13 protein-coding genes and 2 pseudogenes are annotated in these 16040 nt (G+C 47.5%); 3 read left to right on the forward strand and 12 right to left on the reverse strand.

Going from position 1 to position 16040, the window contains the following annotated elements:
* Nucleotides 1-40: 40 nt before the first annotated feature.
* Nucleotides 41-1038 (reverse strand): annotated as a pseudogene (locus A4G20_10045) (3-dehydro-L-gulonate 2-dehydrogenase).
* A gap of 218 nt (nt 1039-1256) precedes the next feature.
* Here A4G20_10045 and A4G20_10050 point away from each other — a divergent pair.
* Complete coding sequence (locus A4G20_10050) at nt 1257-2039, forward strand: transcriptional regulator (GenBank protein QIW16644.1); 783 nt, start codon at nt 1257-1259, stop codon at nt 2037-2039.
* 48 nt (nt 2040-2087) lie between these two features.
* On the opposite strand, the gene A4G20_10055 is transcribed toward A4G20_10050, so the two are convergent.
* The 9 genes from A4G20_10055 to A4G20_10095 form a co-directional block, all read right to left on the reverse strand.
* On the reverse strand, nt 2088-3455 hold the full coding sequence (locus A4G20_10055; GenBank protein QIW16898.1) for a short-chain isoprenyl diphosphate synthase: 1368 nt from the start codon (nt 3453-3455) through the stop codon (nt 2088-2090).
* Between the two features lie 327 nt (nt 3456-3782).
* Nucleotides 3783-5741, reverse strand: a complete 1959-nt coding sequence (locus A4G20_10060) for a c-type cytochrome biogenesis protein CcmF (GenBank protein QIW16645.1) — start codon at nt 5739-5741, stop codon at nt 3783-3785.
* Nucleotides 5738-6268: a cytochrome c biogenesis protein CcmE gene (locus A4G20_10065; GenBank protein QIW16646.1), complete on the reverse strand. Its 531-nt coding sequence runs from the start codon at nt 6266-6268 to the stop codon at nt 5738-5740. The genes A4G20_10060 and A4G20_10065 overlap by 4 nt, the downstream gene beginning before the upstream one ends.
* 245 nt (nt 6269-6513) lie before the next feature.
* Nucleotides 6514-7593, reverse strand: coding sequence for a class II fructose-bisphosphate aldolase (locus A4G20_10070; GenBank protein QIW16647.1), 1080 nt, complete (start codon nt 7591-7593; stop codon nt 6514-6516).
* A gap of 208 nt (nt 7594-7801) precedes the next feature.
* A complete protein-coding gene (locus A4G20_10075) occupies nt 7802-8965 on the reverse strand; it encodes a phosphoglycerate kinase (protein QIW16648.1) in 1164 nt (387 codons plus the stop codon).
* Nucleotides 8966-9155: 190 nt separating this feature from the next.
* On the reverse strand, nt 9156-9653 hold the full coding sequence (locus tag A4G20_10080) for a protein-export chaperone SecB (protein ID QIW16649.1): 498 nt from the start codon (nt 9651-9653) through the stop codon (nt 9156-9158).
* Between the two features lie 23 nt (nt 9654-9676).
* Nucleotides 9677-10126 (reverse strand): rhodanese-like domain-containing protein, encoded by a 450-nt coding sequence (locus A4G20_10085; GenBank protein ID QIW16650.1) that lies wholly within the window; start codon nt 10124-10126, stop codon nt 9677-9679.
* Nucleotides 10127-10189: 63 nt separating this feature from the next.
* Entirely contained in the window at nt 10190-11491 is a 1302-nt protein-coding gene (locus tag A4G20_10090; GenBank protein QIW16651.1) for a trigger factor, read from the reverse strand.
* Between the two features lie 182 nt (nt 11492-11673).
* Nucleotides 11674-12411 carry an oxidoreductase gene (locus A4G20_10095; GenBank protein QIW16652.1) on the reverse strand — a complete coding sequence of 246 codons (738 nt, stop codon included), beginning with the start codon at nt 12409-12411 and terminating at the stop codon, nt 11674-11676.
* Between the two features lie 117 nt (nt 12412-12528).
* On the opposite strand from A4G20_10095, the gene A4G20_10100 reads away from it, so the two are divergent.
* Nucleotides 12529-13413, forward strand: coding sequence for a LysR family transcriptional regulator (locus tag A4G20_10100; protein ID QIW16653.1), 885 nt, complete (start codon nt 12529-12531; stop codon nt 13411-13413).
* Between the two features lie 80 nt (nt 13414-13493).
* On the opposite strand, the pseudogene A4G20_10105 reads toward A4G20_10100, so the two are convergent.
* Together A4G20_10105 and A4G20_10110 are read right to left on the reverse strand one after the other, a co-directional pair.
* Nucleotides 13494-13840: pseudogene (locus A4G20_10105) on the reverse strand (hypothetical protein).
* Nucleotides 13841-13951: 111 nt separating this feature from the next.
* Nucleotides 13952-15169, reverse strand: coding sequence for an AAA family ATPase (locus A4G20_10110; protein QIW16654.1), 1218 nt, complete (start codon nt 15167-15169; stop codon nt 13952-13954).
* Nucleotides 15170-15383: 214 nt separating this feature from the next.
* Between A4G20_10110 and A4G20_10115 the strand changes: the two genes are divergently transcribed.
* Nucleotides 15384-16016 (forward strand): hypothetical protein, encoded by a 633-nt coding sequence (locus A4G20_10115; GenBank protein QIW16655.1) that lies wholly within the window; start codon nt 15384-15386, stop codon nt 16014-16016.
* Nucleotides 16017-16040: the final 24 nt, after the last annotated feature.

Here is a 16040-nt window from a genome sequence, read left to right on the forward strand (position 1 = left end):
GGTGCAAAATTTTCAAAAATTTGCACCGCTTGCACTCTTATTACAAGGCCTTCAACTTCGCCCAAACACTATCATCAACAGGAATACCGTTGGCTTGGTTGTCGGCTTTGAGTTGGACGAACTCGTGGCCTGGCAAGCGGATGGCTACGTTTGGATCGGCACGTTCAGCGGTGCGGACGTAGTCCATAATGCGGTTGAGTTTTTCATCGCGGGTTTTACCGTCAATGAGGCGATCCACTTCAATGGCGATAAAGATTTGCGACACGCAGTATTCATCATCTTTATCCTCAGTGACGGAGGCCACGGATTCGCCGTTGGAGAGTAAGGTGGCGATCATATCTAACACAATGGACAAGCCCGACCCCTTCCAGTAGCCCATTGGCAACAAGCGGCGGTTTTTCTCAACCGTGCCTGGGTCTTTGGTTAGGTTGCCGTCATCGTCAAAGCCAGCGTCCACAATGGTTTGGCGACCTGCAAGACGATTAACTTCCAACATGCCGTAGGAATACATGGAGCAAGACATATCCACCATGGTAATCGGGTTGCTTGGCACAGCGATAATCAGCGGGTTTGTCCCGATACGGCACTCTTTGGCTCCCCAAGGAGGCATTACGGCGATAGAGTTGGTCCAGCAAATACCGATGTAGCCTTTTTCCGCCGCTTGGTAGCCATAGCCGCCGCCCCGCATCCAGTGGTTGGCGTTTTTGAGAGCCACCACGCCAATCCCGTTCTGATCAGCAAGTTCCATCGCTCTGTCCATCATTTTTTTGGCGGTAAGGTTACCGATGGCTTGATGAGCGTCCCACTGCTCAATCGCCCCAGCGAAAGCACCTTGGTTGGCTCAGCTTCAGGCTTAATATCGCCCTTTTCTAACTGCTGGATAAAGCGTGGGAAACGGTTCACCCCGTGGGAATAAACACCTGCTTCGGTGGTGTCGGCAAACATAGTGGCACAGTCCTCGGCGATGTCCTCACGTACGTTGCGAGCTAAGAGAACGCGTTTAAATTCGGCTTTAAGATCTTGATAAGAAACTTTCATTGCAAACCTCTGATTTCATATAATAAAATAACGTTTCATAAATTACGCCTAATGGGCCAATAAGTCAATCAAGGCCTAAAAATAATTAACCTTATAAATCAATAAGTTATATGTAAATTTTTAGTTTTGTGATCTAGATCTCATTTTTGGAACAGGGTTTTACTTTGTGAAATGAGAAAAAAGTGGGCAAAATAAGGAAAACAAGGAGCAAGTAAGCGATGGAACAAGAAAAAAAAGCCAGCAGCAACCAGAGTTTGGTGCGGGGGCTAAAATTATTGGAAATTTTAAGTGATTACCCCAACGGCTGCCCGCTGGCAAAATTGGCGGAGTTGGCAGGGCTGAACAAGAGCACTACCCACCGCATGTTGCAGAGCCTGCAAACCTGTGGCTATGTCAAACCTGCCAATACGGTCGGTTCTTATCGGCTGACCACCAAATGCCTGGCCATTGGGCAGAAAACCCTCAATTCGCTCAACATTCTCAATGTGATTTCGCCCTATTTGGAACAACTTAATTTGGATACGGGCGAAACGGTCAATTTCTCTATGCGGGAGGGCGACTACGGCATTATGATCCACAAGCTCGAACCCACTACGGGTATGATGCGAACCCGTGCCTATATTGGGCAACGGCTGCAACTCTACTGCTCGGCCATGGGCAAGAACTTTATGGCCTATGATAACCCCGACTATGTGGCAGGCTACTGGCAGCGGCAGGCGGACATTATTCAGCCACTTACTCAACATACTATTACTGATTTGGAACTAATGTATGAAGAACTGGCAAAAATCCGCCAACAGGGCTTTGCCTTGGACGATCAGGAAAATGAGCTAGGCGTGATTTGTATCGCCTGCCCCATTTTTGATGCCAATGGCAAGGTCAATTATGCCATGTCTGTTTCTCTTTCCACCGCAAGGCTTAAACAGATTGGACAGGCCGAAATGCTGGCCCAAATCCAACAAACAGCACAAGCCATTTCTCGAGAACTTGGGGCAGTATAGCCACAAGCGGGCAGGTTTTGCAGATTTTTTGCAAATCCTGCCCGCTTGTTATTGTCTTGACTGGCAAATCCCCTCCCCCAACAAGGCCTTCAAGCCTTCGCTGATCAAGCCCTGCCAGGCCAAATAGCCGTGGGCGGTGGAGGCTTCCTGATAGGTCACGGGGTAGCCCTTGGCCAAAAGCACATCTTTCAAATGGCGGGAGGTTTCCAGTATGTTTGACTTGCCGCTTTCATAAAAACCTGCACTCATAAAAAAGCAAAGCGGCATTTTAGGTTTTACTGCAAATTGGTGGGCGATATAGTGGCTGTTTTCACTGACGGTTTCTTTAGGCTTCCACCAGAAAGATCCCGACAAAATCAAGGCCTTGTTAAAGACCTGCGGATAGTTCAGCACCGTATAGGCAGAAGCCAGGCCACCAAAACTAGAGCCGCCAATAATCCGCTCGAAAGCGGTGAAATTCGCTGATTTTTCTGCAAAAGGCACGAGTTCTTGAACCAACACTTCCGCAAAGGCTGGGTTGGCGGGCAGTTCCGTACGGCGGGCTTCTTGGGAAGGGTTTTCGATGAGAACAGTCACAAGAGGCGGAATAAGGCCTTGAGCAATCATATTATCCAGAATGGTCGGGGTCGGCACCTTGTGTAGATAGTCCACACCATCAAAGAGATAAAGCACAGGATAGGCTTGCTCAGGCTTGAAACCTGCGGGTTTATAGATAAAGAGACGGCGTTTGTTACCCAACTTTTCACTCTCAAAAACCAGCTCTGATAGCTGCCCTTTTGCAACATTAGGATCGGGTATGAGATAGGCCTGATCAGGAGCTTGGGGCAATTTTAAGATAGAAGAATAGTTATATTTATCCGTATTGGACTTATCATTGCCAACGCCATCAAAATAAGGGGACTTGTTAAGCGGATCGGCCTGTACCGTAGCTAAAATGGCACGGCGTTGAGCCATGGGATCTGCTGGCAAGGCTGGCACATCAGGAGCCAAGCGGTAGTCCACCAGGGTATCGTTAGGCACAGTATAGGTGCGATACCAAATGTCCGTTCCACCCAAGCGTTGCATAAAATCGTGATCGGTCGTTACTCCGCCCCAAATCCGCACATTCCGCTCTGCCCCCCGCCAAAGGAAGGTCACACGGCTTTGTTTCTCATCAATCGGCTCAATCAGGGGCGTACCTTGGGCTTTGACCTTCTGCCAAAAATTTTCAAGCACTTGGGCTGACTGGTCAGGCTTTTCAGCCAACGTCTCAACCAATTCAGCCAACATGGCATTTTCTAACCTAGCAGGCGGAACAACTTGCTGGCTTTCAGGCAGATGTTGATCGATATGCAGTTGATAGGTTTCAGGGGAGGCAGTTTGCTGATCGTTTTTCACGCTAAAAACCGCTTGGCCGGCCTGCTCCGCCTTAAACATAAAGGATTGCTGACCAAAAACATTCTTTAGCAAAACCCGCTGGCTTTGATCGGGAAAGATGATGGATAGCGAGAGGTTCTGATCGGCAAGCTGAATAAGCCTGCCCTGCACAAAGTCGTTCTTGGCAAGTTCGATGGTAAGGGGTTGGGCGGCAAGCACAGTTGAGAACAAAAGGGTGCTACAAGCGGTCAGTTTTTTCATGTTTTTTACATTTAGGTTAAGGGCTTCTCGACAAGTTGGTCAAAATAACCAAACTTGGCTATAAAGCATAACAAAAAACCGCCTGTTCTTCCAAACAAGCGGTTCTTTTTAGCTCAAAATTTGCCACTAGGCAGTAGCTAACCGAGGCTTGGCCACCTTGACTCGATAGCGTCTATCCAGCATACAGAGCAAGCCACCCAGAGCCATAAAGACCCCGCCCAGCCAGATCCAGCGGATGAAAGGCTTATAGTAGAGCCGGAGGGCCCAGGAGCCGTCTTCAAAGCGTTCGCCTAAGGCACCGTATAAATCCCGAGTAAAGCCCCAGTCGATAGCCGCTTCGGTCATGCCCATGCGGCTGACGGTGTAGAAGCGTTTTTCGGCATTGAGGGTGGCTTCATACTTGCCATTTTTAGTGATTTCCACTTCTGCCGTGCCGCCTACATAGTTGGGGCCGTTGCTGTCCTTAATGCCTTTGAAAGTAAAAGTGTAGTCATGGATTTGGGTGCTGTCGCCCACATTCATCCGTACATCTTTTTCCACACTAAAGTTTTGGCTAAAGGCAATACCAAAGACCGTCATGGCCACGCCCAAGTGTGCCAGCACCATCCCCCAGTGGGAGCGGGAGAGCTTGAAAATACCAGCCAAGAAGCTGTGGCGGTGGGTGGCCCGTTGGTGGAGTTCATAGAGGCTGAGCAGGACGATAATCACGCTCATCATGGTCCCTAGCACTACGCTCACAGTCAGGGTATTGCTAAAGAGATAAGGCAAAGCAAAACCTGCAAGCACCATGATCAGAAGGGAAATGAGCACCGGCTTACGAATGGCAGAGACCTGATCCCGCCGCCATTTAACCAAGGGGCCGATACCCAAGATAAAGGAGAAAGGCACCATAAGGATGAGGAACATCTGATCAAAGAAAGGTGCACCAATGGAGATGGAACCCAGGCCCAACTGCTTGTGCACCAGTGGCAGGAGTGTGCCTAAAAAGACCACTGATAAAAAGGCCATGAGCATAATGTTGTTAATCAGCAACATGGTCTCACGGGAGTAACGCTCAGCATTATCCAGGCTCTTAATCTTGCTGCCCTGGTAGGCATAGAGCAGGAGGGAGCCGCCGATCACCACCACCAAGTAGGCCAAGATATAGAGGCCACGGGTTGGGTCGGAGGCGAAGGCGTGCACTGAAACCAAGATACCCGAACGCACCAAGAAGGTGCCCAGCAAGCAGAGGGAGAAGGCCATGATAGCCAAAAGCACCGTCCAGGCCTTGAAGGAGCCACGTTTTTCTGTTACCGCCAGGGAGTGAATTAAGGCTGTGCCAGCAATCCAAGGCATAAAGGAAGCGTTTTCCACCGGATCCCAGAACCACCAGCCGCCCCAGCCCAGTTCATAGTAGGCCCACCAAGAGCCTAGCACAATTCCGAGGGTTAAAAAGACCCAGGCAGCCATGGTCCAGGGGCGAGACCATCTGGCCCAGGCGGTATCTAGGCGGCCTGTCATGAGTGAAGCAATAGCAAAAGCAAAGGCCACCGAGAAGCCCACATAGCCCATATAGAGCAGGGGCGGGTGGAAGATCAGGCCCACATCTTGTAGAAGCGGGTTGAGTTCCTTGCCGTCTGCTGGGAAGTTGGGGAAGGTGCGGTCAAAGGGATTGGAGGTAAAAATAATGAAAATAAGGAAGCCAATACTGATAATCCCCATCACACTTAAGACCCGTGCCACGGACTCGGCCGGCATTTGGCGGCTAAAAGAAGCCACGGCCACACTCCAAAGGGAAAGGAGCCAGATCCACAATAAAAGCGAACCTTCGTGCGAACCCCATACGGCCGATAAGCGATATTGCAACGGCAGGGTACTGTTGGAGTTATTAACGATATATTGTACGGTAAAATCATTGACCGCAAATAAGTAGAAGAGCGTGCCGAAGGATACGCTTAAAGCCAGAAACATGGCCCAGGTCATGGGCCGGGCCAGAGCTATCAGGCTTGGATTATTTTTTTCCGCCCCAACCAAGGGAAGGATAGCCAAAAGCACGGCCAGGGCCAGGCTCAGGGCTAGGGTATAGTTACCTAATTCTGCGATCATTTGGCACCTTCTTGTTGTGGAATCTGCATACGGTCACGCTCGGATTCGCCCTTGAGATCGGCCTCAGACACGCCCATAGGCTGGTGGGCCTTTTTCATCTGCTCATCTAACTCAGGCGGCATATAGTTTTCATCATGCTTGGCCAGTACTTCAGTTGCTCGCAGGCGAGTTGGCTCAACCAGCACCCCTTGGGCCACAATGCCCTGGCCTTCACGGAAGAGATCCGGCAAGATACCCTCGTATTCCACCACAATGGCCGGGCCGATATCGTTAAGGCCAAATTCAACTTTCAGGCTCTTGTCATCACGTTTCACCGAACCTTCTACCACCATACCACCAACCCGAATCCGCTGGCCCACTTCAGGCTTGGTTTTAGGGTTGTTATCCTTGCCATAGACAATTTCAGACGGCGTATAGAAAAGGTCAATATTTTGGCTTAGGGCATAAAGGGTCAGGCCAATCGCGACAGCCAGGCCAGTAAAAATAGATAAGACCACCTTGAGGCGGGATTTACGTCTAGGATTCATGAGCTCCCCACAAATACTTCAAAAATAATCGAAATTAAATAGCATCAAACTGGTACAATTTTAACAAAAAGCTAGGCAATAATCGCCTATTAGTTTGATTTTGAGCGGCTTGTTTGCGTTGGCTCAAACTAATTAACTCAAAAGGAGTAGAGGCTCATTTCGCAAGCTAGTTTCTTGCAAATTTCAGGCAAAAAAAGACCGCTTGTCTTGCAACAAGCGGCCAGTTTTATGCGATTTTCTGCAAATTAGAGCACGTTTACGCAGTTGAGATCTTCAAAAGATTGCTCTAGGCGTTTAGACATAGACTCTTCCATTTTGCGTAACCAAACACGTGGGTCGTAGTATTTTTTGTTTGGTGAATCTGGGCCTTCTGGGTTGCCTAATTGGCCTTGGAGGTAGTCTTGGTTAGCCTTGTAGAACTGGAGGATACCGTCCCAAGATGCCCATTGGGTGTCAGTGTCGATGTTCATTTTGATGGCACCGTAGCTGATGGCTTCACGGATTTCTTCACGGGATGAACCTGAACCACCGTGGAAGACGAAGTCGATAGACTTAGCTGGAAGGCCACGTTGTTGAGATACGAACTCTTGTGAAGCACCTAAGATAGATGGTTTTAATTTCACGTTACCTGGTTTGTACACACCGTGTACGTTACCGAAGGCCGCTGCCACAGTGAAGCGTTTGCTCACAGGGCTTAATTGGTCGTAAACGTAAAGCACGTCTTCTGGTTGGGTGTAGAGTTTAGACTCTTCAACATCGCTGTTGTCCACACCATCTTCTTCACCACCGGTGATACCAATTTCGATTTCAAGGGTCATACCCATCTTGTCCATACGGGCAAGGTATTCGCGGCAGATGGCCATGTTTTCTTCCATAGATTCCTCAGAGAGGTCGATCATATGAGAAGAGAAAAGCGGTTTGCCGGTTTCGGCGAAGTGTTTTTCGTTGGCATCTAATAAGCCATCGATCCAAGGCAGTAATTTTTTAGCTGCGTGGTCGGTGTGAAGAATAACTGGCACGCCGTATTCTTTGGCTAATTCGTGAACGTGTTTAGCACCGGCTACCGCACCTAACACGTCTGCACGTGCACCAGAAGCTGGTTTAATACCCTTACCTGCGTAGAATTGGGCACCGCCATTTGAGAACTGAACGATAACAGGGGCTTTCACACGGGCTGCGGTTTCTAATACTGCGTTTACAGAGTCAGAACCTACACAGTTTACCGCTGGGATGGCGAAGTTGTGTTCTTTAGCATAAGCGAATACTTTTTGAACGTCATCACCGGTTACAACGCCTGGTTTTACGATGTCTAATAATTTGGTCATTTGAGTGTCCTCGATAGGTGTAAAAATTTGGGAGTTACTCCCTCCCCCGCCTGCGAGGGAGGGTTGGGGTGGGGGCCTAACTTACAAGCGGATTAAATTTTCCAAAAATTTGCAAATTCTGCTGATTTTTGCCCCGCTTGTATCTTGAGCTTCGCTCAATCCCCCCTCCCTAGCCCTCCCCGTAAACGGGGGAGGGGATAAGTAGAGATTAACCGTTTGCACGTTTCTCAAGAATTTCAACCGCTGGTAAAACCTTGCCTTCAACAAATTCTAAGAAGGCACCGCCGCCGGTTGAGATGTAAGAGATCTTGTCTTTAATGCCGAATAAATCAATAGCCGCTAATGTATCACCGCCACCTGCGATAGAGAAGGCTTCGCTGTTGGCAATAGCGTGAGAAATCACCTCAGTCCCCTTACGGAAGTTCGGGAACTCAAACACACCAACCGGGCCGTTCCAAAGCACAGTTTTCGCATTTTTGATGATTTCGGCTAGCTGTTCAGCAGACTTATCACCGATGTCGAAGATAGACTCATCGTCTTTCACATCAGTTACTGACTTTTCAGTGGCTGGTGCTGTTTCAGAGAATTCAGTTCCCACACGCACATCAACTGGCACAGGGATATCGGTGCTGGCGGCTAATTCTTTAGCAACTGGGATGAGGTCTTCTTCATAGAGGGATTTACCTACATTGTGGCCAGCAGCAGCGATAAAGGTATTGGCGATACCACCACCGACGATGATTTGGTCAGCGATTTTTGAAAGGCTATTTAAGACTTCTAATTTGGTGGAAACCTTAGAACCACCAACAATGGCCACCATTGGGCGGGCAGGTTCTTTTAAGGCCTTGCCAAGTGCATCTAATTCAGCAGCCAATAATGGGCCGGCACAGGCAACAGGGGCAAATTCAGCCACGCCATAGGTTGAGGCTTGGGCACGGTGGGCTGTACCGAAGGCATCCATCACGAACACATCGCAAAGGGCAGCATATTTTTTGCCCAGTTCTGGGTCATTTTTCTTCTCACCCTTGTTAACACGCACGTTTTCAAGCACAACCACTTCGTTTTCATTGACTTCAACGCCGTCTAAGTAATCACGTACTAAACGCACTGGCACATCTAAGGCCTTGTTTAAATAATCAACTACTGGTTGAAGGGAGTCTTTCTCTTCAAACACGCCTTCAGTTGGGCGACCAAGGTGGGAAGTCACCATCACTTTCGCACCTTTTTGCAGGGCTAATTTCAGTGTTGGGATGGTAGCCACGATACGTGCGTCAGATGTCACCACGCCATCTTTGACAGGCACGTTAAGATCCGCACGGATAAACACACGTTTACCTGCAAGGTCAAGGTCAGTCATTTTGATTACAGACATAGGAGTTCCTCTTTTGAGTTCAAAAATAAAAACGTTTGGATTATAACAGTTTCTCTATAAAAAGAAGCAATCTAGATCAAATTGTGGTAAAAATTTTGCACACAGCCTATAGGCCACGCCCTAACTTATCAGACATAAATTTGCAAAAAAGCGGTCAATTTTGACCGCTTTTTACGCTAATAAGAAAAACCTAGTTTACTGTCGGAGCTTCTTCTTGTTGGGCTTGTTCTTGGTTGTTGAGGTAGTCCATAAACAAGGCATCGAAGTTTACTGGTGACAGGTTAAGGGCTGGGAAGGTGCCGCGGTTCACTAGGCTTGCAATCAATTCACGGGCATAAGGGTAAAGAATGCTCGGGCATTGAGCGGCAAGGCAGTGGGCAAGTTGTACGCCTTCGATACCAGTAATGGTAAAGACGCCAGCTTGTTTGACTTCACAAATAAAGGCTACGTCGCCAGACTCTTTCATGGTGGTTTGCACGTTGATGTGGAGGCAGACTTCGTAGAGGTTTTCATCTAATTGCTTGGTTTCCGTGTCTAGCTCAAAGCCTAGTTCAGGATCCCAAGGCTGTTGGAAGATGGTTGGGAGATTAGGGGCTTCAAAAGACACATCTTTAACATAGACACGTTGAATGTGAAGCTCAAAAGGCACTTTTTCTTCACTTGCTGCAACTTGATTTTCTTCAGACATAATCGTTCCTTAGTGAGAGTTAATTATTTATGTTTTTTAACCAGCGGCAAATTGCCTGTCCGCCAGGCGCTGATGCCATCTTTTAGCACAAAGACCTTGCTAAAGCCAGCCTTAACCAATAAGTTTGCATTCGATCCCGCTGTTAAGCCGTTGAGATCAACCAAGATAACAGGGCGATCCTTAAACTTATCAATAGGCTGGGTATTGTTAGACTTGATTTGGCTTGGCAGGAGGTGGTGGCTGTCGATGATATGGCCTGCACGGAACTCATCATCAGAACGGAGATCGACCACGACACCTTCTTCTTTGTTGATTAAGCGAACGGCTTCGTTGTTGTCAATCACCTTGAATTTGCTGGTCGCCCCCTTGTAGAACATCACAACCACAGCCACAAATAAACCCACCCAGGCGGCAATCATAATGGGGTGGTTGGCTGCAAATTGTTGGACTTGTTGAGTAAAGGTTAGATCCATTGGGTTTCCTTAATAGATGCAAAAATGGTGGGGTAAAAACCCCACCCTACAAACGATCTTATCTTAAGCTTGTGGCTGTTGAGCCATGATCTCATCAAAAGAAGAGGCTTTTTCAGTCACTTTGGCCTTGGCCAGTACTGCATCAACCGCTTGCTCTTCAAGTACCACATTACGGATGTTATCGGTTAATTGTGGGTTCTTCGCATAGTATTCCACGACTTCAGCTGGTTGCTCGTAGGCAGAAGCCAGTTCAGCAATGGTTTCTTTCACACGCTCTTCATCCACTTTTAACTCGTTTTGGCCAATAATGGCTGAGAAAAGAAGGCCAACTTGAACACGGCGTTTGGCTTGCTCTTCAAAGAGTTCCGCAGGAAGTTGGGCAGCCATTTCTGGTTTGCCGCCAAAGCGTTGTACGGCCTGGTTGCGTAAGACATCAATTTCTTCTGCAACGGCAGCTTTTGGCACTTCAACTTCATTTTGTGCGATTAAGCCATCAATTACTTGGTTTTTCACACGGGCAGTTACGGCATTTTTCAGCTCACGTTGCATATTTTTCTTGATTTCAGCACGCAATTCTTCAACAGACTTGCCAGCACCGAATTTTTGTACGAATTCTTCAGTCAGTTCTGGTAACACCATCACTTCTACTTTTTTCAGGGTAATAGCGAATTTAGCTGCCTTGCCCTTGAGGTTTTCAGCGTGGTAGTCTTCTGGGAAGGTGACATCAATGTCAAAGGCTTCGCCGGCTTTTTTACCCACGATGCCATCTTCAAAACCTGGGATCATACGGCCTTGGCCCATAAATAACACGAAGTCTTGAGCCTTGCCGCCTTCAAATTCTTCGCCATCTACAGAGCCTGAGAAGTCGATGGTTACACGGTCTTCGGCTTGAGCCGCTTCTTGGCTTTCAGACCAAGTGGCTTGTTGTTTGCGAAGCACGTCTAACATCTTGTCTAGGTCAGCGTCAGTGATTTCAACCACTGGTTTTTCCACTTCAATGTTTTCTAAGCCCTTTAATTCCACTTCTGGGAAGACTTCAAAAGTAGCAGAGAAAGTGAAATCTTGGCCTGGTTGGTATTGTTCTGGGGTAAAGGTTGGGCGGCCTGCTAGGTTGATCTTGTTACCAATTACCGCATCAAAGAAGGCACGTTGCATTTCATCTGAAAGCACATCTTGGCGTACGCCTAAACCAAAGCGTTGCTCTAAAATAGTGTGTGGCACTTTACCCTTACGGAAACCATCAACACGAGCCTGTTTGGCGACTTTTTTCATTTCTTCACGATAGGCCGCTTCGATTTTGTCAGCTGGCACAGTAAGAGAGACACGGCGTTCTAAGCCTTGAGTTGTTTCAATAGAAATTGACATTTAATTAACCTCAATAGGGATTTTTTGATAGAAAAATAGACCTGAATTTTAACCAGCCAAAGGCCTTCTGTCTAGAAATAAAAAGGATTTGAACGTTTTTTCAGGCTCAAATCCACTTTTTCTACGCTTTCCCCGCTACAAGCGGTGCCAAAATCTCACTTTTTTACACCGCTTGCACAAAACTACATGGCCTGAGAAGTTGGTCTAAACACAATCTCGTTGATGTCCACATTCTCTGGCTGGCTGATGCCAAAGAGTGCAGCACGGGCGTAGCTGTCGGCGGACATGGCGTGTTCTTTGGTAAAGTCTTCCACCCATTTGGCCAGATCTGGGTTGCTGATGGAGTTACCCAGTTCGGTTGCTACAGAGCCAGGGGAAAGCACGGTGGTGCGGATGTTGTAAGGTTTAACTTCTTGGCGTAGGCCTTCCATTACAATGCGTACAGCGTGTTTGGTGGCAGAATAAACCGCCATTGATGGGCCGACGATGTGGGCCGCCAGTGATGCAGTGGTCACAAATTGGCCGAATTTTTGTTCCTTCATGACAGGAAGAGCAGCGGCAATGCCGTGTAATACGCCACGGAAGTTGATGTCAACCATCTGGTTCCATTCGTCAATTTTCAGTTCTTCTAGGTTAGACAGTGGCATCACACCGGCGTTGGAAAGCATCACATCCAAACGGCCATAGAGTTTTACTGCCTGATTGACCAGGGCTTGCACGTCTTCTAATTTGGTCACATCGGTGGCGACACAGTGATCGTGAGAAATGCCCAGTTCATCAGCCAGTTGGTGCAGGCGATCTAGGCGGCGAGCGCCTAAAATCACTTTCGCCCCAGCCTTAACCAAATGACGAGCCACTTCTTGACCCATACCGCTGCTTGCGCCTGTCACTACCACGATTTTATTTTCTACGTTTTGCATAAGATTTTCCTTTTTGTTTGTTGATTGAAAGTGCGGTTATGATAGCGACTATTTTTATTGAGAAAAATAGGCTTTTGGTTTACAGTCTGTTGAGAAATTTAGAACAAAGGAAAACTTATGCCCAACTTTAACGACCTCCACACCTTTATCCAAATCGCCCAAGCTGGCTCTTTCACCCTGGCCGCCGAGAGATTGGGCGTGTCCAAATCCGCCCTGTCCCACAGCATTCGCAACCTTGAAACTGAGCTGGCCATTCGGCTCTTTAACCGCAACACCCGCCGCATTTCGCTGACCGACGCAGGTTTGCAATTATTCCAACACATTCAACCGCTCTTTACCGGCATTGTGCAGGAAGTCAATGCCTTGGGCGATTTCCACGACAATCCCAAGGGCTTGGTGCGGATCAACTGCAGCGATTTTGTCGCCCAAACCCTGCTTTACCCCAAACTCCGCCCCTTCTTGCTGGCCAATCGGCAGATTCGGGTGGATATTTTCTGTGATAACAGTCTCAGCGACATCATCGGGCAAGGCTTTGATTTTGGGGTGAGAATGGGGGAGAGTTTGAATGATGAGATGATTGCGGTGAAGATTTCCGAGCCCTTTGAAATGATAACCGTCGCCAGCCCCGACTATCTGAGCCAATTCGGCAAACCCGAAACCCTAGCAGAACTAAACAGCCACATCACGCTGGCAATGCGGTTCACGGCTGATCAAGGCAACCCCGTGGCTTGGGAATTTCAGCAGGGGGACAAGGTAGCAAGCTACCGCCCCACCCCCCAGTTTAGCCATAATTTAAATAACGATCTCTACCAAGCCGCCCTAGACGGCATCGGCATCGCCTGGCTACCAAGACTCACCGCCCAAACCGCCTTGGCAGACGGCAGCCTAGTCGAACTATTTCCCGACTGGGCAATGACCTACGAGCCTTTTTATCTCTATTACCCAAGTAGAAAGGGGAATTCAGCGGTATTTAGGTTGGTGGTGGATGCATTAAAGGTGTAGGCAAGCGGTTAGAATTTGCAAGTTTTTTGCAAAAACCAACCGCTTGTTAGTCAAGGAAAATCTAAAACTCTTGCTTCCTGCTAGTCCAATTCAATCCGCATTTTGACTGCACTTTTGAGTGCAGAGGCGACATCTTGGTCAAATTTCCCCAAATAAATCAATCCCTTGGCAGGCGCGCCTGGCTCAAAAAGAAGGCGACATCGCCCCAAGGGGCGTAGTAGGTAATATCGCCTGCCTTGGCCTGGTAGGCGGCTGGAGCTTGGGCGGTGTCTAGCTTTTGGGCGGGGTAGAAAATCTTTTCATTGTGGGAATAATCTTCTAGGTCGATTTCCAAGGGCAGGAGCTGGACAAGGCTGCGGCTGGTGGGGTTGTCTGCCAGGGTGGCTGGGTAGGTTTGGCTGTCGTTTAGAGTAATCTTGAGTTTCATGGAGTCCGCCTGTACATAAACACTGCCTAGGGCTAGGCAAAGGGCTAAAAGTCTTTTCATTCTATAAATCGCTCAACTAACTGGGGATATTGGATAATCGGTTAGGCTTATCTAACCATCTCCAAACACCCTACAAAATGGCATAACCTCAATAGTTTTTCCATCCACTATCATTTTATCTTCCTGATCAAGGCTAATGATCAGCCCCTTATCCAGTTTAAAATATGCCATTGCATCTAACAAACCATCTCGTTCACGAGCCATATTTTCGGCATTGAGTTGCCAGCACACTTGGATAAGTTGCACAGGTTGATTGTTTTGACAGACCACAAAATCACATTCTTTATTATTTTCGTTGTAATAATAAAGCTCTGAAAATTGCCGTCTAAGTTCCCAAAATACCGCATTTTCCAGTTTTCTGCCCCGATCTTGATTGAAAGAAGGGCTAATCACACGTTGTAAACCGTTGTCGATAAAATAGACCTTGCGTGGATTGGCCAATTGGGTTTTGTAGGAATAGGAAAATTTGGGTAACAGCTGAATCACATAGGCTTGTTCCAAATGGGACAGATATTCCAACACGGTGGAGGTACTTTTCACTTCAATACTCTGTTTAAGCTTGCCAGCCGTAATCAAGTTACCCACATTGCCAGCCAAAAAAAGCAGGAGACGTTTCATCGAGCGTTCATCACGAATACCGAAACGCACGATAATATCCCGATACAAAATATCGTTAATGAGACTGGTTAAAATTTCATCTTCTTGAAGTTGCAGGTATTGTGGAAAACCGCCTAGATGTAAATAGTCCGTCACAGTATCGGCATTTTTTTCCTTGTGGAGAAACTCGCAAAATTCAACAAAAGAGAAGGGGAAAAGCTCACGGCTGATGTGTCGCCCTGTTAATTTTGTGCCCAGTTCACGGCTGAGCAAAGACGCATTTGAGCCTGTCACTACCACTTGATAGCCCTGATCCAGCTTACCCCGCACATAAACTTCCCAACCTTCAATAATCTGAATTTCATCAAAGTACAGGATTTGGATTTGTGGGTTTTCTTCAATAATTTCGTCTAACAAAACAAAATCATCAAACTCAAAATTAAACAGCTGTGGGGTATCAAAGTTAAGAAAGAGGTAGGTATTTTCTGATTGTTTATCAATCAGTTGGCTTAATAAGGTGCTTTTGCCACTGCGACGAATACCTGAAACAACCAAAGCAAAATTAGGCAAGATCCTGATCTTTTCTAGCATTTTACGAGGATAGGTTTGCTGGGTAAGCAAATGTTCACCTTGGTTTAAAATCGTTTTGGCAAGGTCTGTTTTTAGGAGCATAGGTTCAACCTCTTAAAGTATTTGATAGTATCGAATGGTTTCGTTTGATACTAATGAACACTATTCTACACCTAAAAACAAAAACCGTCCATTACTAACCAACAAAACCCTTCGATACCATCAAACACTTTGCAGGCAAGCCCATGATCTGCTTCCCGCCCCTTGCAAATTTTTGTAAAATACTGCCCGCTTGTTCCCCCACCAAAGGCTTTTTATGCACAATCTCCAACTGACTGCCCAATCTTGTTCCCTTTTCGATCTGCCCTTCTTTCAATTCGCCCAGCTCAAGAAATACCAGCCTGAGGCCATTCCCCAAATCAAGGCGGATTACAAGCAGGCCTGGGAGCAGTGGAAGGCCATTCAGCTTGAGGTTTCCCGCCAACTGGGCATTCCCTTTGCCTCGCCCCATATCGAAAAATGGTGCAATGGCTGGCAGGTGCGGGCGCATTTTTTTGCCTATTTTAAGTATGAATTTAACCAAAATTCGGCTGCTATCTTATCGGTTATCCTCAACCGCCGTCGCCTGTCAGTCAGCCTAGACTGGCACTGCTATCGGGCTGACCGTTCACAATTCAAGCTTTCCCACTACAACCAATGGCTAGACAGCCTAGACCGAGAAGAATATGCCGATTTTGACATCTGGAAGGGCAGCGAAAGTGAATATGCCGACTTCCGCACTGTCCAAGAAATGGGCCAACAAGCCCTGCTCTTGGAAAATGAGGAAGACTATTGGTGCATTGGCCGAAACCTAGAAAAAGATGAGCTGGATCAAGTAGATGCGGTGGAATTTATCTACCAAACCATCCGCTCATTGCTGCCCTTATATGAAGCCTGCCATAGATTATAACTTTTTGTTATATCAAGAAGCTGC

Source organism: Pasteurellaceae bacterium RH1A, assembly GCA_012221805.1.
Classification (GTDB): domain Bacteria; phylum Pseudomonadota; class Gammaproteobacteria; order Enterobacterales; family Pasteurellaceae; genus RH1A.